The organism is Microvirga brassicacearum, from assembly GCF_008757455.1.
GTDB lineage: Bacteria > Pseudomonadota > Alphaproteobacteria > Rhizobiales > Beijerinckiaceae > Microvirga > Microvirga brassicacearum.
In genome coordinates, this window is the sequence record NZ_VCMV01000021.1 from 56,779 (window position 1) to 76,618 (window position 19,840).

At 62.4% G+C, this 19,840-nt stretch carries 17 protein-coding genes; 8 read left to right on the top strand and 9 right to left on the bottom strand.

The annotated features are described in order from the left end of the window. Positions 1–80: 80 nt before the first annotated feature. The 4 genes from FEZ63_RS13635 (at position 81) to FEZ63_RS13650 (ending at position 7,241) form a co-directional block, all read left to right on the top strand. A complete protein-coding gene (locus FEZ63_RS13635) occupies positions 81–455 on the top strand; it encodes a response regulator (RefSeq protein ID WP_150945603.1) in 375 nt (124 codons plus the stop codon). 137 nt (positions 456–592) lie between these two features. Then, positions 593–4,231: a FecR domain-containing protein gene (locus FEZ63_RS13640; RefSeq protein WP_150945344.1), complete on the top strand. Its 3,639-nt coding sequence runs from the start codon at positions 593–595 to the stop codon at positions 4,229–4,231. Between the two features lie 2 nt (positions 4,232–4,233). Beyond that, the gene (locus FEZ63_RS13645; RefSeq protein WP_244622797.1) at positions 4,234–6,204 is read left to right on the top strand and encodes a CHASE2 domain-containing protein; all 1,971 of its coding nucleotides are present in this window, start codon (positions 4,234–4,236) and stop codon (positions 6,202–6,204) included. A gap of 149 nt (positions 6,205–6,353) precedes the next feature. After that, a complete protein-coding gene (locus tag FEZ63_RS13650) occupies positions 6,354–7,241 on the top strand; it encodes a cation diffusion facilitator family transporter (RefSeq protein ID WP_150945346.1) in 888 nt (295 codons plus the stop codon). A gap of 21 nt (positions 7,242–7,262) precedes the next feature. Here the strand turns inward: FEZ63_RS13650 and FEZ63_RS13655 are convergent, their stop codons facing one another. Beyond that, positions 7,263–9,719 (bottom strand): sensor domain-containing protein, encoded by a 2,457-nt coding sequence (locus tag FEZ63_RS13655; protein ID WP_150945349.1) that lies wholly within the window; start codon positions 9,717–9,719, stop codon positions 7,263–7,265. 287 nt (positions 9,720–10,006) lie between these two features. Between FEZ63_RS13655 and FEZ63_RS13660 the strand changes: the two genes are divergently transcribed. Beyond that, positions 10,007–10,501: a c-type cytochrome gene (locus tag FEZ63_RS13660; protein WP_150945351.1), complete on the top strand. Its 495-nt coding sequence runs from the start codon at positions 10,007–10,009 to the stop codon at positions 10,499–10,501. A gap of 13 nt (positions 10,502–10,514) precedes the next feature. Here FEZ63_RS13660 and FEZ63_RS13665 read toward each other — a convergent pair whose 3' ends face one another. Next, positions 10,515–10,790 carry a DUF4242 domain-containing protein gene (locus tag FEZ63_RS13665; protein WP_150945353.1) on the bottom strand — a complete coding sequence of 92 codons (276 nt, stop codon included), beginning with the start codon at positions 10,788–10,790 and terminating at the stop codon, positions 10,515–10,517. Positions 10,791–10,824: 34 nt separating this feature from the next. Beyond that, positions 10,825–11,292, bottom strand: a complete 468-nt coding sequence (locus FEZ63_RS13670) for a cupin domain-containing protein (RefSeq protein WP_150945356.1) — start codon at positions 11,290–11,292, stop codon at positions 10,825–10,827. A 426-nt stretch (positions 11,293–11,718) separates the two neighbouring features. Between FEZ63_RS13670 and FEZ63_RS13675 the strand changes: the two genes are divergently transcribed. The 3 genes from FEZ63_RS13675 (at position 11,719) to FEZ63_RS13685 (ending at position 14,321) form a co-directional block, all read left to right on the top strand. Continuing rightward, positions 11,719–12,096: a PRC-barrel domain-containing protein gene (locus FEZ63_RS13675; RefSeq protein WP_150945357.1), complete on the top strand. Its 378-nt coding sequence runs from the start codon at positions 11,719–11,721 to the stop codon at positions 12,094–12,096. Between the two features lie 83 nt (positions 12,097–12,179). Continuing rightward, a complete protein-coding gene (locus FEZ63_RS13680) occupies positions 12,180–12,548 on the top strand; it encodes a hypothetical protein (protein ID WP_150945360.1) in 369 nt (122 codons plus the stop codon). 189 nt (positions 12,549–12,737) lie between these two features. Further along, on the top strand, positions 12,738–14,321 hold the full coding sequence (locus tag FEZ63_RS13685; protein ID WP_150945361.1) for an adenylate/guanylate cyclase domain-containing protein: 1,584 nt from the start codon (positions 12,738–12,740) through the stop codon (positions 14,319–14,321). Positions 14,322–14,354: 33 nt separating this feature from the next. On the opposite strand, the gene FEZ63_RS13690 is transcribed toward FEZ63_RS13685, so the two are convergent. From FEZ63_RS13690 to FEZ63_RS13715, 6 genes are all read right to left on the bottom strand, one after another. Further along, entirely contained in the window at positions 14,355–15,149 is a 795-nt protein-coding gene (locus FEZ63_RS13690; protein WP_150945363.1) for an ABC transporter permease, read from the bottom strand. Between the two features lie 9 nt (positions 15,150–15,158). Beyond that, complete coding sequence (locus FEZ63_RS13695; protein ID WP_150945607.1) at positions 15,159–16,007, bottom strand: ABC transporter permease; 849 nt, start codon at positions 16,005–16,007, stop codon at positions 15,159–15,161. A 32-nt stretch (positions 16,008–16,039) separates the two neighbouring features. Then, a complete protein-coding gene (locus FEZ63_RS13700; RefSeq protein ID WP_150945365.1) occupies positions 16,040–17,152 on the bottom strand; it encodes an ABC transporter ATP-binding protein in 1,113 nt (370 codons plus the stop codon). Positions 17,153–17,250: 98 nt separating this feature from the next. Continuing rightward, positions 17,251–18,291, bottom strand: a complete 1,041-nt coding sequence (locus tag FEZ63_RS13705; protein ID WP_150945367.1) for an ABC transporter substrate-binding protein — start codon at positions 18,289–18,291, stop codon at positions 17,251–17,253. Positions 18,292–18,331: 40 nt separating this feature from the next. Continuing rightward, positions 18,332–19,003: an RraA family protein gene (locus tag FEZ63_RS13710; protein ID WP_150945369.1), complete on the bottom strand. Its 672-nt coding sequence runs from the start codon at positions 19,001–19,003 to the stop codon at positions 18,332–18,334. Between the two features lie 12 nt (positions 19,004–19,015). Further along, the gene (locus FEZ63_RS13715; RefSeq protein WP_201274172.1) at positions 19,016–19,822 is read right to left on the bottom strand and encodes a carbon-nitrogen hydrolase family protein; all 807 of its coding nucleotides are present in this window, start codon (positions 19,820–19,822) and stop codon (positions 19,016–19,018) included. Positions 19,823–19,840: the final 18 nt, after the last annotated feature.

Genomic DNA, 19,840 nt, shown 5'->3' on the forward strand with positions numbered 1-19,840 from the left:
TGCGGAGACATATTTCCTGCAAGCAGGTCCGCCGGGGCCTGCAAATCCAACTTCTCCGAGGTGAACCTGTGAGCGAAATCATGGCAAGCGGCGGCGACCTCACTGGCCTTCGTGTCCTTGTCGTCGAGGACGAGGCAGCGATCTCGCTTCTTTTGGAGGACATGCTGCTCGATTTTGGTTGTCAGGTCATTGGACCGGCGGCCCGGCTTGCTGCTGCGTTGGAAACCCTGGCTCGCGAGAAGGTCGATCTCGCGATTCTGGATGTGAACGTGGCCGGCGAGCCGATCTATCCGGTGGCCGAGGCGCTGGCGCAGCGCGCCATCCCGTTCGTGTTCTCGACAGGCTATGGCAGCGCCGGCATTCGCGACGCCTACCGGGATCGGCCTGTCCTGCAAAAACCCTTTGCGCAGAACGATCTCAAGCAAAAGCTGCTCCTGGCGCGAGCCGTACCCTAGGCTTCCGCCGCCTCGCTCCTTTACGATGTGCGGTGAAACACCGCAGTTGGGAGCTGAATCCTCTTTGAAGTCACACTATCCTTGAGTAAGCTTCGCCGCCTCAAAGATATGTTGTAACCTTCAATGATCGACACCCAATGGTCCTCCGCACTCTTCGGCCTCTGACAGTGATCGGCGCGCTGGTCCTGACGCTCGGTGCTGCGCGCGCGCAGTCGCCTGTGCCCCGCACCACATGGGCCGCGGGCTCGATTGTGGCGGCAAAGGGCGGCGAGGAACTGCGCTTCGTCCGGGAAAGCAACTGGCGCGCCGTCGAAGTCCGGCAGGACGTCGTCGGTGGTGACGTGCTTCGCACCAACGCTCTCGGCAATCTGGCGATTCTGTTTGCCGACCGGACCCAGATCCGGGTCGGACGCAATTCAACTCTCACCGTCAACCAGGTTGCAAGCAACGATGCGGGCACGACCGACCTGAGCCTGCAGGCCGGAACCATTTGGGCGCGCGCGGCGCGCGGCGGCAGCGGGGTCGACGTAAAGACCCCCGCGGCCGTGGCGGCCATCCGAGGGACGGACTGGTCGTTGACGGTTGATGGCTCGGGCAAGACCGGCCTCGTCGTGCTCGAAGGCGTGGTGGAACTGACGAACGCTCAGGGCTCGGTTACCGTTCGGCAGGGTGAAGGGGCGGTCGCCTCCATCGGTCAGAAGCCGACGAAATTCGTGCTCGTGAATTCCAACGACCGCGAGCAGATGCTGTTCTACCTGACCTTGCGGGATGCTTTCACCTGGCTGCCGGCTTCTCCCCTCGATAACCGGTCGCTGCGTACGCAGCGTGTGCGACTTGAGGCCGTGCCGCCGGATGCTCGCAATGCGGAAGATTGGCTGAACCAGGCCGAGACGGCACTCGCGCTCGACGGCCGCGCGGTCGCCATCAGCGCGCTCGCGGAGGCGCGTCGCCGACCCTTGAACCATCAGCAGCGCGCCCGCGCCGATCTGATCGCCGGGCTGATTGCCGGTTCCGAGAGACGCTGGGCCGACGCGGCCGCGTTCTTCGCCAAATCAGAAAACGGGCTGGATGAACAGCGACGGGCGAGCGCCGTCTATGGCCGCTACATCGCAGCATCGCTCGCCGACCCAAAACGCGTTCAGCCCGAGCCCAAGATCGGCCGGAACTCCGCCGCGGCAGCGCTCGCGCGCGCTTACGTGCTGGGCTTCAAGCAAGATCTCAAAGCGGCAGCCGAGGCGGCGCGAGCAGCGGAAAAGCGCTTTCCCGGCGACACACGGCTTGCCGTCTTCTCCGCGCAGATGGCGCTGGCGCTGAACGAACGGGAGGCCATGCGGGCGGCGGTTGCCCGCGCCCGTGCGATTGATCCCGACGATCCGGATGTGCTGCTGGTCAGTGGCGTGGTTCGCGGCGATATCGACGGCGAAGTCGGCCGCGCCATTGCCGAATTGCGCCAGGCTGCCGCCACGGCGCCGGGGCAGTCCGATATCTGGAACATGATCGGCCTCTATGAATCGGAACGCGACGCGCCCATTGCGGCCGAACAGGCTCTCAGGCGCGCGATCGCCGAGGATCCCGAGAGCCCGGTCGCTTACGCCAATCTGGCAATCCTGCTGCTCGATCAAAGCCGCGTGGATGAAGCCGGAGTGCTGATCGACAAGGCGCTCGAACTCGATCCTTCGTTCAGCGTCGGGTATATCGCGCGCGGTCGCTATCTGCTTCAGAAGGGCGAGACCGCCAAGGGTATCGAGGCGGCCCTTGCCGGCTCCACGGCCAATCCCGCTTATTCGCAAGGACTGCTCGTCACGGCGATCGCCTATTATCAGGCCGGCGATGATGATCTCGCCATGCAGGCCTTGGAAAATGCCGACAGACTCGATCCCAATGATCCGGTCGTTGCCATCGCGCGCACCGCCATCGCCCTCGACGCCTACCAGGCCGACGAGGCAGTTCGCGCGGCGCGCGAAAGCGTCAGGCGCTTCCGCTTGCGCGGCGGCGATTATGCGGGTCTCGCGGTCAACCGGCAGGCGGGCTCCTATCCGGCACAGGCCTATCGCTTTCTCGACCTCGACGAATGGGCGCGCTTCTACGGCGACCGCGTTTTCGACCCCTTCACCGCATCGAGCTATTTTGACCAGGCGGCAGCGCGGCGCCAAAGCCTGCTTGTCAACCGTCCGACCGCCGCAACCGCGTTCGGCGCCGAGGCCGACCTCACCGCCTACACGTTGACGATCCAGGGCCTGTTCTTCGATCCCTTGGCGGTGTCTTCCCGCGTTGGTCGCCAGGATCTTGTCCGCCGCCCGTTCATCGACACCGAGATCGGCGGAAGCCTGCTCGTCCGCAACGGGCATGCCGGCTGGGGGGGGGACGCAACCGTGCAGGGCTTCAGCAACGATCCGATGCCCACCTCCTTCTCGTTATCGGCCGGTCGGGTGCGCGCCGATGGGCGCGAGTCGCTCGACAACGAGAGCGCCTCAAACGCTTCGTTTTTTGTCGGAATGACGCCGAACGCCTCGAACCGCTTCCTGATCTTCGGCACCGCCACCAATGATGAGCCGGGACTCGCGCGCATCAACACGCCGACGCGCTACTTCACGGGCCAGCGCGATTTCACCGCCATGCAGGCCGGCGCGGGTTGGAGCCACTCCTTCGCCGACCGCAACGTGCTGACCGGCGCCGTCTACGCCAATCGCGGCCTCGACCGGCGATATACCAATGCGGGGAGTTCCGAGCTCGATCCGATCGTGGCTGCCAGCGAGAGCTGGGAGCGCAACCGCACCGAAGGTGTCGTTGCGGCCATCAATCACAGCATCGGCATCAACGACTTCACGCTGCGCTATGGTGTCGAAGGCCAGACCGGCAAGACCCTGGACGCTACATTCGGACAAGGAGTGTTGTTCAACCGCGTGACAGGCGAGAGCCAGATCCTCGACCTGACCAACCGCGCGAACGCCGATTTCAGCGCCAATCGCCTCTATGCAGACGCGTTCTGGCGTCCGTCCGACAAGTTCGAGGCGCAGGTGGGCGTGCAGCGCACATCCGTCGAGATCGGCGCGTTGCCATCGGACATCGCGATTTCGCCGCGTCTCGGGCTCGGTATATCTCCCTTCGAGGGACATTGGCTGCGCGCGGCCTATCGCCGTGATGGCGACCTGCCCTTGAGCTTTACGCTGGCGCCGGTGACCACGGTCGGGCTCGTTCCCAACGCAATCCCGACTTCGCTCGGCGGCCGCACCGATACACTGGCACTGCGGTGGGATGCGGAATGGTCGCAGCATCTGTTCACGGCCGTCGAGTATCAGCGGCAGGATCTGCGCGCGCTCACTTTGCCCATCGCCAACACCTTCGACACCGTGTCGATTGGCAAGGCCCGCGTGGATCGACTGGCCGCGACCGCCAATCTGTGGCTCGGCCATGGCATCGGCGTCTTCGGCACGCTCGGCACGACGACGACGGAGATCCGGTCCGAGGAAGCCCTCGGACGTGACGTGCCGTTCATCGCGGATCGGTTCGCGCGCGGCGGTGTGACTTTTGTGCATCCGAGCCGGATCAAGCTCACGGTTGCGGCGACCTATGTGGGAGAACGTACAGGCGACCTTGTCGGCATCGTGCTCGAGGATTACTGGACCGCCGACGCGGCCATCACGTGGGAAACTCCGGATCGTCGTCTCATGATGGGCGTCACCGTGCTGAATATGTTCGGTGCCGATTACGAGATCACCCCCGGCATTCCTGGCCCCACACGCGCAGTCGCGGCCACCGTCAAGGCGCGTTTCTGACGGTGGTCAAGGCGGCACCACAGCACAGGGTGGCGCGAGAGGCGATCTGGCAGCATCTGGCGATCGCTGCTCTCGTGGCGGGGCTTCTGCTGCCCCTGTCGCTTGTCCCGGCTTTCCAACTCGTCGAAGCCCGGTTCTATGATATCTTCTCCACGTTCCTTCCTCTTCGCCCGGTGGAACCCGGTGCGCTGGTGGTGGCGATCGACGAGCCGTCATTCTCGGAAATCGGCCACCGCTGGCCGTGGTCGCGAGAGCTTCATGCGCGGCTTGTCGAGAGATTGCGACAAGCCGGCGCCAAAGTGATCGCCTTCGACATCATCTTCGCGGAGCCCTCCACGCCTGAGGCAGATGCGGTGTTTGCCAAAGCAATCGGGCCCGATGTCGTTCTCGCGTCCGACGAGGTGGCAACCCGTCTCGATCAGGGCCTCCAGGTCACGCGCGTCGAACCGCTCGACATCTTCCTCGATGCCGGGGCGAGCGCCGGGCTCACCTCCGTCGCACTCGACGGCGACGCCGCCCTGCGCAACATGCCGATCGCCCGCGACAGCTTTGCGGCGCAGGTCCTGCGGAAAGCCGGCGTCACGGTCGAGCCGCCGCCGGCCGGTTCGCTCATCCAATATTTCGGCCCCCCGCGATCCTACCCGACGGTTTCCTATTATCAGGCGCTCGATCCCGAGGCCTTTCTACCGCCCCACAGGTTCAAGGATCGCGTCGTGCTGGTGGGACTGAGCCTCAAGGCTTCGGCTGCGCCGGATAGCGGCTCGGTCGATGCGTTTCCGACGCCCTACACGCTGACAAGCGCGAGCCTGACGGCGGGCGTCGAAGTCCAGGCGACGATCATCGACAACCTGCTCCACGGTTTTTACGTGGTGCCGATCTCGCGACCCTGGACTCTCGCGCTCGTGAGCACTGTCGCCCTGCTGGCCGCCTATCTCTGCCGCCGGGGGGTCAACTGGCGCTCCGGGTCGGGCGCCGTCCTGATGTTCGTCGGATTGCTGGTCGGCAGCTGGCTGCTCTTGCGGTTCGGCCGAATCTGGGCGCCGCCGGTCCTTCCCGTGTCGGCTGCCCTACTGATCATCGGCGCCCGTTTCGGCATCGACTACGCGCGCGAACGACGTTTGCGTCGGGCCGTATCCCACGCCTTCTCACGCTATCTTTCGCCCGACCTCGTGGCCCAACTGGCTCATGATCCTTCGGCACTGAAACTCGGTGGCGAGCGGCGCAATCTCACGATTCTGTTCTGCGACGTGCGCGGATTCACCAGCCTGTCCGAGCGGCTGAAGGATGAGCCCGAACGGCTGACCGCGCTGATCAACCGCCTCCTCGATCCGCTCTCGGAGGCGATCCTCGCGGAAGGCGGCACCATCGACAAATATATGGGCGATTGCGTCATGGCGTTCTGGAACGCGCCGCTGCCAAGTCCGGATCACGCGTCCCGGGCCGTGCGCGCGGCCGAACGCATGCTGGACGCCGTCGCCGGATTGAACCGGGTGCTGCGCAATGAAGAGGGCGATTCGGCCCCCGTCTTTGCCGTTGGGGTCGGCATCAACACGGGCGACTGCGTCGTTGGCAATGTGGGCTCGCGCTGGCGCTACGACTATTCGGTGCTGGGCGACACCGTAAACCTCGCGTCGCGGCTGGAGGGGTTGTCCAAGGAATATGGCGTATCCATCATCCTCGGGCCCGACACGGCGCAAGCAGTCCGTCCGAACCACGTGCTGATCGAGCTCGATCGGATCGCCGTGCGCGGTCGCGCGGAGGAATCTGCCATCTACACGGTCATTCCGCCTGCCGCGCAAGGGCACGATGCTGATCTTCGGGAGCTTGAAGAACTGCATCCGCGTCTGCTCGCCGCATATCGCAGCGGCGACAGCGCGCTCGCGTCGCGGCATCTCGAACGCTGCGTCCTCCTGGCCCCGTCGCTCTCGACCTATTATCGAAAGCTCAAGGAAAAGATTGCGGCCGCAGCGTGAGGTGCGACGCATCCTCATCGCCGGTCAGGCACAGGCGATCTCGTGCTCCTGCGAGCGATTTGCAAAGCGACGCAATAACTTGCGCTGACGTAGCGGGCGTCTATAAGGTCCACCCGAGCAACCGAACCGCCCGCTTTTATCGTGAAACGATGGACAAGATCCAGAAACTTGCCATTGGCAGCATTTTCGTCGGGACGGTCGTTCTCGCGCTGAAATACGCCGCTTACCGCATTACGGGCAGTATCGCGCTCTACTCGGACGCGCTCGAGAGCATCATCAACGTCGTCACGGCTATCGCGGCCCTGCTGGCGGTTCGTCTCAGCGCTGAACCCGCTGACAAGAACCACCCCTACGGCCATCACAAGGTCGAGTATTTTTCGGCGGTGCTGGAAGGCGTGCTGATTATCGTCGCGGCACTCGCCATCTTGCGTGAGGCTTATGCGGGCTTCCTCAATCCCAAGGTTATCGACGCACCAGCGCTCGGTCTGGCCATCAACGGGCTGGCGAGCCTGATCAATGCCGGGTGGGCGTGGATCCTGATCCGGCAAGGGCGCAGGCTGCGATCGCCGGCTCTCACCGCGGATGGCCGCCATCTCATGACCGATGTCGTGACGTCCGCAGGCGTCATCGTGGGGCTCCTGCTCGTGCCGTTGACCGGCTGGAATTGGCTTGATCCGGTTCTGGCAGCGTTCGTTGCCATCAACATCATCTGGTCGGGCTGGATGCTGATGAAGGAGAGCATCGGCGGATTGATGGACGAAGCGTTGCCCGAAACCATGTTGAGCCGTGTCCGCGAAGTGATCGCCATCAACGCCGAGGGCGCGATCGAAGCCCACGATCTACGCACCCGGCATGCCGGTCGGCTTGTCTTTGTCGATTTCCATCTGGTGGTCGAAGGCGGCATGAGCGTGACGCAGGCGCACGACATTTGTGACCGGCTGGAGCGTGCGCTCAAGGCGGAGATCGGCGAGGCCCAGATCACCATCCATGTGGAACCCGACAACAAGGCGAAGCATGCGGGAATTGTTGTTCTGTAGCAACTGACCCGGCTCGCGGCCTCACGTGTCCCGTGGCAGAAGTCCGCCGGCGCGCAGAACGCCCTCAAGATCGCGGACCTCGAGTGGCGGCGCAAACAGGAAGCCCTGCACTTCGTCGCATCCGATGGTCCGCAGCCAATCCAGCTGTTCTTGCGTCTCGACGCCTTCCGCCACGATGCCTTTTCCGAGCGCTTTTCCGAGCGCCACAATCGCCGCGACGACGGCGCCGCCTTCCAGCGAGCCGCTATCGGTGACGAATGTCCGATCGATCTTGAGCGTGTCGATCGGCAGGCGATTGAGATAGGACAGACTTGAATACCCTGTGCCGAAATCATCGAGCGCCACGGTAAAACCCGCCTCCCGCAACTTGCTGAGATTGGCCGTGATGCGCTGTTTCGGCTCGACCAGCGTGCTCTCGGTAATTTCCAGTTCTATCTGCGACGGACAGATGCCGTGCCGCCGGGTTGCGGCCAACAGCGTAGCGGAGAAATCCTCGCGGCGCGCCTGCATGGGCGAGACGTTGATCGACACCCTGAGGTTGCGCAGGCCGGTGCCGGACCAGGCGCGAAGCTGGCGGCAAACCGATTCGATGACCCAATGCCCCACCAGACTGATCAGGCCGCTTTCCTCGGCGATGCGAATAAACCGCGTCGGGGAGATCTGCTCACCGCCGTGGCGCAGCCGCACGAGAGCCTCGAGGCTCGTGACGTGCCCGGACGACAGCCGGACTCGCGGTTGATATTGCAGCTCGAGGTTCTCGTTTCGGATCGCCTGCCTGAGGATGGCTTCCATCCCCACGCGCTCGCGAGCGCCCTCGTTCATCGCCTCGGAGAAGAACTGATAGCTGCCCCGGCCATTGCGTTTCACGTCGTAGAGCGCAACATCCGCGGATTGCATCAACGCATCGCTGTCGCTGGCGTCCAGCGGATAAAGCGAGATGCCGAGAGAGATCCCGATCTCGACCGGGTCGGGATAGCCCTCCACGTGGATTGGCTCGGCGAGCGCCGAGACGATGCGCTCAGCAAGGTCGTTCACCGTTGTGGCCGATGTGTCCGCCCGTGGCAGAAGAATGCCGAATTCGTCTCCAGCCCAACGGCTGACGGTATTGCCCTCGCCGATGCAATGCTTCAGCCGATTGGCTGCCTCGACCATCACCTGGTCGCCCACTGCATGGCCAAGCGTATCGTTGACGTGCTTGAAGCGATCGAGATCGCCGAACAGCACCGCAAGTTCTCCACCGGTGCGCTGCGCCTGGCTCACCGCCTGTTCGAGGCGATCCCGGAACAGCGTTCGATTCGGGAGATCGGTCAGCGCGTCATGATGCGCCATGTGCGCCATCTGGCTCGCAAGCGCCCGCTGCTGCGTCACGTCATGGAAGACGAGCACAGCACCGACCACGGCACCGGACCGATCGCGGATGGGTGCCGCCGAATCCTCGACCGGTACTTCTCCTCCATGCCGCTGCCGAAGCGTGGTGTTGGTTCCGAGCCATACGACGCGATCCTCTTCCATCGCGATGGTCACCGGATTGAGGACCAGCCCGCCCTGATCGTAGGAAATCGCCCGATACACCTCGTCGATGTTTTTTCCGCACCCCTCATCGAGCGACCATCCCGTCAGCGTTTCGGCGACGGGGTTCAGATAGGTGATGCGGCCTGTCACGTCGGTGGTGATGACCGCGTCGCCGATGGATCTGAGCGTCACCTCGGAAAGCTCGTGTTCCCTGAAGAGCCTCTCCTCCGCGAGTTTGCGGTCCGTAATGTCCTGCACTTGCGAGACGAAGTAGAGCGGGACGCCCGCCTCGTCGCGAACGAGCGATACGCTGAGCACGGTGCTCACGTCGGAGCCATTCTTGTGCCGATAGCGCTTTTCGACAGAATAGATCGACCACCGACCATCGAGCGTTGCGTCGCTCAGAGCCAGATCGCCCGCCAGGTCGTCCGGATGGGTAATGTCCTGGAACGACATGGCGCGAAACTCGTCCGCCGTATAACCGAGCATTCGGCAAAGGGCCGCGTTCACCTGGAGATAGCGACCCTCCGGACTGACGATCGCCATGCCGATGGCGGCCGATTGGAATGCCCCTGAAAAGCGAGCCTCGCTCTCCGTCAACCGCAGCTCCAGCGCACGGCGCTCACTGATGTCCAGGACGAGAATGAAGAAGCCCCGCACCGAGCCATCAGGCGCGAAATCGGGTGAGTAGCTGCCCTGCACGTAACGGGGTCGGCCGACGGTTTTCAGTTCTTCCTCGTAGATGATCGCTTCGCCCGCGAGTACCCGCTGGATATAGCCATCTAACCGGGCGTAATTCGCCTCGCCGACAACCGCGCGAATCGTCTTCCCGAAAATGGCTTCCGGCTCGACCCCGTACCACTCTCGATAAGTATTGTTGTTGAATCGATACCGCTCGTTCCGATCCGCGTAAGCCATCAATGCCGGAACATTGTTGAGCACTGAAAAACCGATACCGTCTGGCACTGTTTGCTGTCTCTGCCCTGAGCGTTGTGGGGGACCCGCCTCAACGCAGTCCGCAGTTTGTACGCCCTCACCCTAGGGCAAGACGCGCAACAAGCGAGGTCTTTCGTAGATGATAATCCGGATTCCGGCCGGGCAAAACCTCTCCTCGGCGGCCTGCGCGACGCGGGAGTATTTCGCGCGATTGCCGCTCTCGGAACCGGATGCCCATCATGACTATACCGATTTTCTCTTGCGCGACGAAACAATATCCGCATTCTCGACACGGAGTTTCACAAGGAAGGCAGGATATGCATTATGTTTTGAAAGCGATGCTGGCGGCATCTCTTGCGGTTGCAGGCGTCACATCGGCCGCCGCCCAAAGCGCGCCAGCCAGGGGCGAATATCTGGCGGCGATCATGGATTGTGCCGGCTGCCATACACCTGGCGCTCTGTTCGGAAAACCCGACAACGAGCGGCCCCTCGCCGGATCCGAAGCCGGTTTCCAGATTCCGGGCTTGGGAATTTTCCACCCGCCGAATTTGACGCCTCATCCCGAAACCGGACTGGGCAAGTGGAGCGAGAACGACATCATCAAGGCTGTTCGAGGCGGCGTCCGGCCTGATGGACGCCAACTTGCCGCTGCGATGCCATCGCACGCCTATTCAAAGCTGACGGACGCAGACGCCAAGGCGCTTGCCGGATACCTCAAGTCCCTGAAGCCGGTCCCCAATCAAGTGCCTGCGCCGACCGGTCCGACCGAAAAGGCCAAAGCGCCATACCTCACTATTGTCATGCCGCAGTAACCCAGCCTTCCCGTCAGGTCTCGGCGGTAACGGGATCGATGACGCGCTCGACTTTGCTGATCCGGTTGGCGGGAAAACCGCTGCGCTCGGCGTGCTCGCGAATCAGTTCCTCATTCGGAGCGCGGTAGACGCAATAGATTTTGTCGCCGGTGACATAGCTTTCGATCCACTGCACTTCGGGCCCCAGCGCGAGGAGAACATCACAGGATTTTTGAGCCGCGTCGCGAAAATCTTCATCCGACAACCTGCCGACCCCCGGCATTTCCCGTTCAATCACGAACTTGGGCATGGCGGCCTCCCTCAACGTCTTGCTGACCAGCTTCTCACTGTGATTTGCTCGGATCGTCCGCCGCGTTCGCGTACTTGATGACAAACGGCCCCTCCGAGTCGATTTGCACAACGGTCTCCGTGCTCATGAACGCATAATGGTTCATGCTGGCTGGCAGATCGACAAACCCGCCGGTGCCCAATTTGTCCGCTTTAGCCTCGTCGAGCTTGTCGCCCATGCCAAAATGGAAATTGCCCGAGATAACCGTTACCCGCTCGGCTGTCGGGTGATTGTGTGCCGGAATCTTGTAGCCGGCGGGTGCCTTCAGCCGGATTGTGAAGGGCCCGGCCTTGGCCGGATCCCCTGACAGGACGGTAAATTGAGCGCCTTTGGGCAGAACGGGCGGGGCCGGCATCCATTGCAACTGGTCAGCCTGCATCGCATGAGCGGCCCGATGCTCCTGGCCCAGCGAACTGCCCCCCGTGGCCAAAAGTATTGCAGTCGTTATGACCAAAACGCGCATGAGGATTCTCCTTCTGCCGACGCAAAGCGTCGATCGGGATATACGGATTCATGCCGGCAGTGCCGTGCTGCGGGTGCGCGGCTCGCAAAGGCACTCCCGGCATGGCGCCCGTAAACTTCCGCTACGCTGCAGCCCGTTCGGTTGCCGCAGCGGTCGTCGCGGTAGAGCGTCCAGGTGGTTCCATGGTGAACCTCCTTCAGCACGAATATGCCGAGCAACGCCGGCATGCTGCCTCAATGCAGCAACAAAAGGCTCTGCCTATCGAGAATCTCTGTCAAGCCACAACAAAGGGGGGCCACAAAGGGAGGATGCCGCAATCCGCGGCAGGTTGGGCACGTCTCCTGTCGCGACGGCGCGGGCGCGGAACTCCTCCTGCCTCGCCGGGATTTACCTTGAGGTCATTCTGCCTGTGCAGGAGGATTCGCCATGGCGCAATCGACAGCACCGGACACGACAACACCCGTTCATCCGCTCATCGAAAGCAGCCGGGTCGAAGGAACGCCGGTTTATGACTCCACGAGCAAGCACATCGGGACGATCCAGCACCTGATCATCGAGAAGGTCAGCGGGCGCGTGGTCTATGCCATCATGACCTTCGGGGGCTTTCTCGGAATTGGAGCTCAGGCGCACACGATCCCTTGGGAGAAACTCCACTATGACACCAGTCTCGGTGGGTATCGCACCGACATTACGGAGGCGCAACTCAGCGGGGCTCCTGGCGGTGACGAGAAACTCTGGCGCGACCGCAAGCGCGAGCAGGAAGTGCACGATTACTGGAAGATCCCGCCCTATTACGGCTTCTGAGAGGGGTGGCTCCTGGCGCCGGACAAGCCGGAACCGCTCGGAGACGTGCACGTTATTACGGTCTTCTGATGTTGGAGGGTTCGATGCCTCCCAAACCGTGGCTTGGATTGGCGCTCATCGCGGGCTCACTCGCTCCAGCTTCGGCCGTTGCTCAAAGCACCAGGTTCGACGGCACCTGGAGCGTCGAGGTCGTCACTGAAAAAGGCGCCTGTGACCGGGCGTATCGCTATTCGGTCATCGTTCAGAACGGTCGCGCCCGCTACGGCGGACCGGAGAACTTCGACATCCGAGGCCAAGTTCGACCGAACGGCTCCGTGTCCGCCAGTATTTCGCGAGGCCAGGACAGGGCGAACGTCACGGGCCGGCTTTCGGGCAAATTCGGCACCGGTACGTGGACGACGTCCGGCGGGCGCGTCTGCTCCGGCGATTGGAATGCAGAAAAGCGGAGCTGATGACTGCCGCGTTGAATGGTGCCGGATTGTCCGATGCCTCTTCGGTCAAGTTTCCTATTTCACAAGAATGTTTCCGTGGGCCACCCCCCTGTCGAGCGCACCACAACTAAACCGCACGTTGGAAAGACTGGTGCTATACTGACCGCCGAACGAGCCAAAGCCCAGCTGGACAGGCGACGGGACTGAGTCATGGCGAGATTGGGTGAGCGGGTCGCGCGGCACCAACAACGGATCGGCCCCCTCCTCATCACGGCAGTCGTCGTAGGGCTGATCGGTTTGCCGATCGCAGCCTGGCTCGACCTGCGCGACCTGTCGGAGCGGATGCTGCGCACGCAAGCTGAAGAGATCAGTCGAATTATCGACGACATGCGCGGGTTCTACGGCAGCGATGTGGTCGCACGGGTCTTGGAATCCAAAGGTTCCGCCACGCCGACGCACAATTACCGGGAGGTGCCGGGCGGCATTCCGATTCCCGCAACCCTCTCGATCGAGCTCGGCAAGCGAATCAGCGCGCATGATGGCTCCGTCAAATATCGGTTCATTTCGGATCTTCCCTTCCGAGGACGAGAGCCGCATCAACTCGATGCTTTCGAACAAAAGGCGATTTCAAGTTTTCGGGCGGATCCGGAAGCATCGATCGTCGAGGTTTCCGGTTCGCTCAATCGGCATGTGCGTGCTGCCGCTCCCGTGATCATGGGTCAGGTGTGCGTGGCTTGTCACAATTCCCATCCAGACAGCCCGAAAAGGGACTGGAAGGTGGGAGACGTGCGCGGAATTCAGGAGATTTCGGTCATCCAGCCGATCGCCGCAAACATTCTTTCTTTCAAGTATCTGATTCTCTACTTCATTCTCGCGGCCATCGCGGGCTTGACGTTCATCATCCTCCAACGCCGACAATCTGCTCTCGTCCGCGACATGAACCACGAACTCACCGAAGCAAACGACTTTCTGGCAGGAATTTCATTGAAGATTGCCAAGTACCTGTCGCCACAGGTCTACAAGAGCATCTTCAGCGGCCAGAAGGACGTCACAATCGCCACCGAGCGCAAGAAACTCACCATTTTCTTCTCCGATATCAAAGACTTCACGGCCATCTCCGAGCGGCTGCAGCCCGAAGACCTGACCGGCCTTCTGAACGAATACTTCACCGAAATGTCGAAGATCGCCCTCGCCCACGGGGGCACGGTCGACAAGTTCATCGGCGACGCCGTGCTGGTGTTCTTCGGAGACCCGGAGACAAAAGGGGTGGCCGAGGACGCAAAGGCGTGCCTGCGCATGGCGGTCGATATGCAGAGGCGGCTGGAGCAGTTGAACAGCCAATGGCGCCAGCGCGGGATCGAACAGCCGTTCCGGGCCCGAATGGGCATCAATACCGGATTCTGCAACGTGGGGAATTTCGGCAGTGATGACCGAATGGATTACACGATCATCGGAGCCGAGGCGAATTTGGCGGCTCGCCTTCAGGCGATTACCGAGCCTGGCGGAATCTGCCTGAGTTTCGAGACCTACGCGCTGGTTCGCGAGATGGTCCGGGCCCGTCCCCTGCCTCCCATCGCCATGAAAGGGATAAGCCGCGAGGTGGTTCCCTACGAAGTGGAAGGTCTCTTAGGGGAAATGGCACAAGGCACTCCCGTGATCAGCGAGCACTCGAGCGGTCTCGACCTCTTCCTCGACCTCGATGCGCTCGACGAGAGCGGCGTCGAGCGGGCAAAGACGCGGCTGATGGAGGCTCTCTCGGCGCTCACCACGCGAAGTGAACCGCGTCCGCGTTGATCCACCCAGGATGGCCGCCGGGTGCCGCGCCACCTATTTGACGAAGGTTTTCGACAATCCGACGCTGCGGTCGACGACCATCACCACCGCGAGCGTCAGCAGGATCAGCAGCACCGACACGCTGGCAACGAGAGGGTCGGCCCGGCTCTCGACATGGTGGAAGAGCTCGACCGGCAAGGTGGTAAGCCGCGGCCCGGTCAGGAACAGCGTAATCACGACCTCGTCGAATGACACCAGGAAGCAGAGCGCGGTCGCAGCGACAATCCCGGGTGCCATCATCGGCAATGTCACGCGCCGGAAGACCGTGAACGGCCGCCCGCCCAGGGTCGATGCCGCCTCTTCGCAGGCAAGCGAAATGTTGCCCAGCGTCGTTGCGAGCACGCGCAGCGCATAGGGCAGCGTGATGACGAGATGGCCGATCACCAAGCCCCAGAAACTACCGAGGAAGCCGGCGGACGCGAACACGATCAGGATCGCGAGACCGAGCACGATCGTGGGAAGCAGCAACGGCGCGGTAAAGAGGTTGTACAGGAACTCGGAGCCTTTCGTGCGCATCCGAACAATCACGTAGGCGGCCGGGATCGCAGCCAGGAGCGACAGCACCGTGACGATCGTGCCGAGCAGGAGACTGGTCCAGAAAGCGGAAATCATCGCCGAGTTTTGCGTCAGCGCAACGTACCAGCGAAACGACCAGCTCGCTGGCGGAAACGTCAAAATCTGCTCGCCGCTGAACGAGATCGGTATCACCAGCAAGACGGGCGCAAGCAGGAAGAGAAACAGGATGAAAACGACGATTTTCATCGGCACGGATGTCTGACCGGCTTCCATCACGGCCCCCTATTCGATGACCCGCAGGACGCGGGCATAGACGGCGAGTGCGGCGCCGAAAATGATGAGCACCAGCATCGACAATGTGGCGGCGAGCGGCCAGTTCAATGTGACGATCGCCTGGTCGTAGATTTCAGTCGCCAGCAGGAAGACCCGCCCGCCGCCGAGCAGCTTGGGCGTGATGAAGGACGACACCGCAAGGACGAAGCAGAGCAGACAGCCGAGCGCGATCCCCGGCACCGTCAGCGGCAGGATCACGCGCCAGAACGTCTGGCTCGGGCGCGCCCCAAGCGTCATGGCGGCCTCCTCCACGCGCGGGTCGAGACGCCCGAACCCGGCGAGAAGCGACAGGATCATGTACGGCATCAGAATTTCGGTGAGGCCGATGACCACTCCGGTCGTGTTGAACATCAGGCGCGGCGGCGTAAAACCAAGCGCCGCGATCGAACCGACGATCGGGCCCTGATCGGCCAGCAATGCGATCCAGCCGTAGGTGCGGACCACGGCCGACGTGAGAAGCGGCGAAATCACCAACACGGTCAGAAACGTCCGCCAGCGGCCGCTGCTGCGGTGCAGATAAAGGGCGATCGGGTAGGACACGAGCAAGGTGGCGAAGGTGATCGACAGGCTGACGACAATCGAATTGACAATCAGATCGACATAGAAGGCGTCGCGGAACAGCCCGCTCCAGCTCGCAAGTGTGAATGTCTCGCGAATGCCGCCTCCGGCCAGGGCTTCGTAGAACGACATGCGCAGGAGGTTCAACACCGGGACAATGAATCCCATGGCGTTGACGAGCGCGATCGGCAGCAACAGCAGGGTCGCGGTGCCGGCTCTGCCAAGCGTCACCCGCGGCATGGAATAGGGCGGGTGCGCGGCAGCGGCGGTGCTCATGCGCTCCTCCCGAACACCATCGTGTCTTCGACCCGCCAGGAAAGCGTCACCGGCATCCCGACATTGCGGATTCCGCGACCGTGATCGGATGCGGCCTCGACAATGATCTCGGAGCCTTCGACATCCACATGATACTGCAGAAGATCGCCCACGAAGGTGACGCGCTTGATGGTGCCGTGGATCTGGTTGGTGCTGTCGTCGGCCGGATCCCGCGTCGCCTCGAGAAGCCGGATGCGGTGCGGGCGCATCATGATGTCAACCGGGCCGCGGGTGCGCGTCGGCACCTTGAGTGCTATCGTACCCACCTGAATGGTGCCGTCGCCCTTGGCCATTCCCTCCAGCCGATTGGTGCGCCCGACGAAGGACGCGACGAAGGGCGACGCGGGCTGCTCATAGACCTCGACCGGGGTGCCGATCTGTTCGAGCTTGCCGGCTTTCATCACGACGACCTTGTCGCACATGCTCAGGGCCTCGACCTGATCGTGCGTGACGAAGACCGCGGTGATGCCGAGGTTTTGCTGAATGTCGCGGATCTCATTACGCATTTCGTCGCGCAGTTTGGCGTCGAGATTGGACAGCGGTTCGTCGAGCAACAGGATGGAGGGCTGAATGACGAGCGCCCGCGCAAGCGCGACCCGCTGCTGCTGCCCGCCCGACAACTCGCGCGGTTTGCGTTCGGCCAGCGTCTCCAGGCGGACCATCGCCAATGCGTCTTTCACGCGCGTGGCGATCTCGGTCTTCGGGACTTTCCGCATTTCGAGCCCGAACGCGACGTTCTTGGCCACGCTCATATGCGGGAAAAGCGCATAGCTCTGAAAGACTAGGCCCATATCGCGCTGATAGGGCGGCATGGCGGTGATGTCGTTGCCGCCGACGACGATCCGTCCTTCACTCGGCGTGATCAGCCCCGCGACCATGCGCAAGGTCGTGGTCTTGCCGCAGCCGGAAGGGCCGAGGAGAGCCACCAACTCTCCCTTCGGCACCGCGAGATCGAGGGACGCGACGGCGAACGATTCGCCGTAGCGTTTCGTTAGGCCGTCGAGGCGGAGGTGCGCGTTGCTTTCGGTCGACGCCGAGGGCGCCGCCGAGAGATTCTTGTGTTGCATCATTGCGTGCTCCCTGCAGCCATCGAGGCTGCGGCAAGTCTGTTCTGGAACGCATCCGGGAAACGAACTTCGTTCGCCGGATGCGTCTCAACGAAGAGGCTCTACCGGCTGAGAGGTATGATGCGACGGCGCCATTGCTCGGTGATGGCATCGCGAATGCCCGCGACTGCGATCCAATCGATAGCGATCATCTTGTCCATAGCGCCAGCCGCCGTGCGGGAAAGAGCCGTCGGCGAGATCTTCGCTTTGGAATTGGTCGGTGCGTAGAACATCTCCTCGGTGAATGCGGCCTGCGTTTCCGGCTTGAGCGCGTAGTCGATGAAGGTCTTGGCAGCGGCGCTTTGCGGTGCGTTCTTCACCAGATTGATCATGTTGATCTGAAAGCCGCTGCCTTCCTGCGGCAGCACGACGCCGAGTTTCCCGCCGGAGGTGTCGGCATAGACCTGCGCGCGCGCATTCCAGCCGATGCCGAGCGCCGCCTGCCCGTTCGCGATGGGCGTGTAGACGTCAGGCTTCGGGTCCCAGGTCTGGACATTCGGCGCAAGCTCGCCGAGCTTCTTAATGCCCGCCTCCACGCTCTTCTTATAGTCGTCACCGCCGGCCATCTTGTTGGCGATGATGGTCAGGGTCGTGCCTTGAATATCGGGCACCGCCGGGATCGTCACCTTGCCGGCATATTGCTTGTCCCACAGCGCATTCCACGATGTGGGGGCGGTTTTCACCTGCTCCTTGTTGTAGAGCAGAACGAGATTGTCGAACGTCACCGCGACGCCGCCGACGCCCTCGGCGCGGGCGGCGGGATAAAGGTCGGCGACATTCTTGGAAACGCTCTCGTCGATCTTGTCGAACAGGCCTTCGTCGGTCCCCGCCTTGGCAACGGAAACATCCATGATGACAATGTCGATCTGCGGCGCCGCCTTCTGCGCACGCAAGGTCCCGAGCATCTGCGCCGAGTTGGGCATGCCGTAGAACTCGATCTTGATGTTCGGGTTCGCCTTCATGAACGGCTCGACGACCGCCTTGGTATAATGGTCCTGAAAGATGCCGCTATAGGCGGCGAGCGTGACGGTTTCGGCGAAGGCCGGCGAAGAGATCGCCAGCGCCACGCCGGAGACGGCGAGCAGCGTGCACAGTTTCGACATCGTTTTTATCTCCCTCTGTTTTTTGATCGAAACCTCCGCGTCAGGCGACGCGAAGAATCTTCTCTTCCACGAGGCGGGTGGCGCCGGAAATGTCGGGCAGCTTCTCGCCGTTCCGAAGGCGCTCAAGCAATTTGATTTCCGCCTCCTGCATGCCCAGAGCGCGCTCGGCGACGGCCTTTGCCTGCGACGGTTTCAACACGATCACGCCGCTCTCATCCGCAAGCACCGCATCGCCCGGTTCGATCACCTGTCCGCCAACGGTGACGGGCACGTTGATGGCGCCCTCCAGCCCGAGGATCTTGGTGGTGATCGGCGACGGGCCGCGGCACCACATCGGCATCTCGACATTGCGGATTTCGGAAAAATCCGTCGCCGGTCCGTCGACGATTCCGGCCTTCACGCCGGCAATCTTCATCGCATGCGTGATGACGCCACCCCAGCAGGCATGGCGTGTGTCGCCGCAGCGTTCCACCACCACGATATCGCCGGGACGAACGAACTTCGTCAGGTAGTGCAGAGCGGTGCTGTCGGCGTGGGGAAGCCGAATGGTGACGGCCGTTCCGGCAACGCGTTTCTCGGGCAGGACGGCGCGCAATTCCCGGTCCACGAACCCCGAATGCAGGAAGTGGCCGACGGTGGCAGTCTCGACTTTTTCGAGCAGGGCCACGAGCTCCGAAGAAATCTGCGCCGGCATGTCATTGACGATAAACATGAGCGGGCCTCCTCAAGCCAGAACGTGGTGCTGCGCGACAGGCACGTTTGCCCGCACGAAGCCGTTGTAATCGAGGTCCAGGCGCGCCGTCGTGGTGGTCACGCGATCCGAGCATTGCGCAACGATGTGACCCCAGGGATCGATGACCATCGTGTGGCCCCAGCACCATTTCTTGCCGCCCGAATGAGAGCCGACCTGGCCGACCGCGAGAAAGTAGGTTTGCGTTTCGATCGCGCGCGCCCTGGCGAGAACTTCCCAGTGATCCTTGCCGGTCATCAGCGTAAAAGCCGCCGGCAGGACGATGACGTCGGAACCCTTGTCGCGGAGCTTGCGGAACAATTCGGGAAAACGAATATCGTAACAGATCGCACAGCCGACGGTGGTGTCGCCGACCTTGTAGGTCACGACCTCTTCGCCCCGGCTGATGGTGTCGGATTCCCGGTAGCTGATGCCGCCCGCGATATCGACATCGAAGAGATGCATCTTGCGGTAGCGGGCAATCTCCTTGCCGGTGGGACCGAAGACCAGCGTGGTGTTGTAGTGATTGTTGCCGTCGCGCTCGACCACGCTTCCCGCATGGATCGTCACCTTGTGACGAGCGGCGAGATCCGACATCAGCCGGTAGGATTCGCCATCGGGAAAAGTCTCGGCGCTCGCGTGGATGTTCTCCCGGCCCTCGCCGAGGAACGCGTAGTATTCCGGCAGAACGATGAGATCGGGCGCCTCATCCCTCACGGCTTTGTCGATCAACGCCGCAGCGGTCTTGAGATTCTCCGCTTTGTCGCTGCCCGAATTCATCTGAACTAGACTGACTTTCACGTCCCGGCCTCCTTGAAA

Bases quoted from the DNA above. Each gene is read 5' to 3' on its own strand.
- FEZ63_RS13700 (WP_150945365.1), bottom strand. From the start codon at position 17,152: ATGATGCAACACAAGAATCTCTCGGCGGCGCCCTCGGCGTCGACCGAA.
- FEZ63_RS13685 (WP_150945361.1), top strand. From the start codon at position 12,738: ATGGCGAGATTGGGTGAGCGGGTCGCGCGGCACCAACAACGGATCGGC.
- FEZ63_RS13635 (WP_150945603.1), top strand. From the start codon at position 81: ATGGCAAGCGGCGGCGACCTCACTGGCCTTCGTGTCCTTGTCGTCGAG.
- FEZ63_RS13660 (WP_150945351.1), top strand. From the start codon at position 10,007: ATGCATTATGTTTTGAAAGCGATGCTGGCGGCATCTCTTGCGGTTGCA.
- FEZ63_RS13665 (WP_150945353.1), bottom strand. From the start codon at position 10,790: ATGCCCAAGTTCGTGATTGAACGGGAAATGCCGGGGGTCGGCAGGTTG.
- FEZ63_RS13675 (WP_150945357.1), top strand. From the start codon at position 11,719: ATGGCGCAATCGACAGCACCGGACACGACAACACCCGTTCATCCGCTC.
- FEZ63_RS13640 (WP_150945344.1), top strand. From the start codon at position 593: ATGGTCCTCCGCACTCTTCGGCCTCTGACAGTGATCGGCGCGCTGGTC.
- FEZ63_RS13710 (WP_150945369.1), bottom strand. From the start codon at position 19,003: ATGTTTATCGTCAATGACATGCCGGCGCAGATTTCTTCGGAGCTCGTG.
- FEZ63_RS13690 (WP_150945363.1), bottom strand. From the start codon at position 15,149: ATGGAAGCCGGTCAGACATCCGTGCCGATGAAAATCGTCGTTTTCATC.
- FEZ63_RS13650 (WP_150945346.1), top strand. From the start codon at position 6,354: ATGGACAAGATCCAGAAACTTGCCATTGGCAGCATTTTCGTCGGGACG.
- FEZ63_RS13680 (WP_150945360.1), top strand. From the start codon at position 12,180: ATGCCTCCCAAACCGTGGCTTGGATTGGCGCTCATCGCGGGCTCACTC.
- FEZ63_RS13670 (WP_150945356.1), bottom strand. From the start codon at position 11,292: ATGCGCGTTTTGGTCATAACGACTGCAATACTTTTGGCCACGGGGGGC.
- FEZ63_RS13695 (WP_150945607.1), bottom strand. From the start codon at position 16,007: ATGCCGCGGGTGACGCTTGGCAGAGCCGGCACCGCGACCCTGCTGTTG.
- FEZ63_RS13705 (WP_150945367.1), bottom strand. From the start codon at position 18,291: ATGTCGAAACTGTGCACGCTGCTCGCCGTCTCCGGCGTGGCGCTGGCG.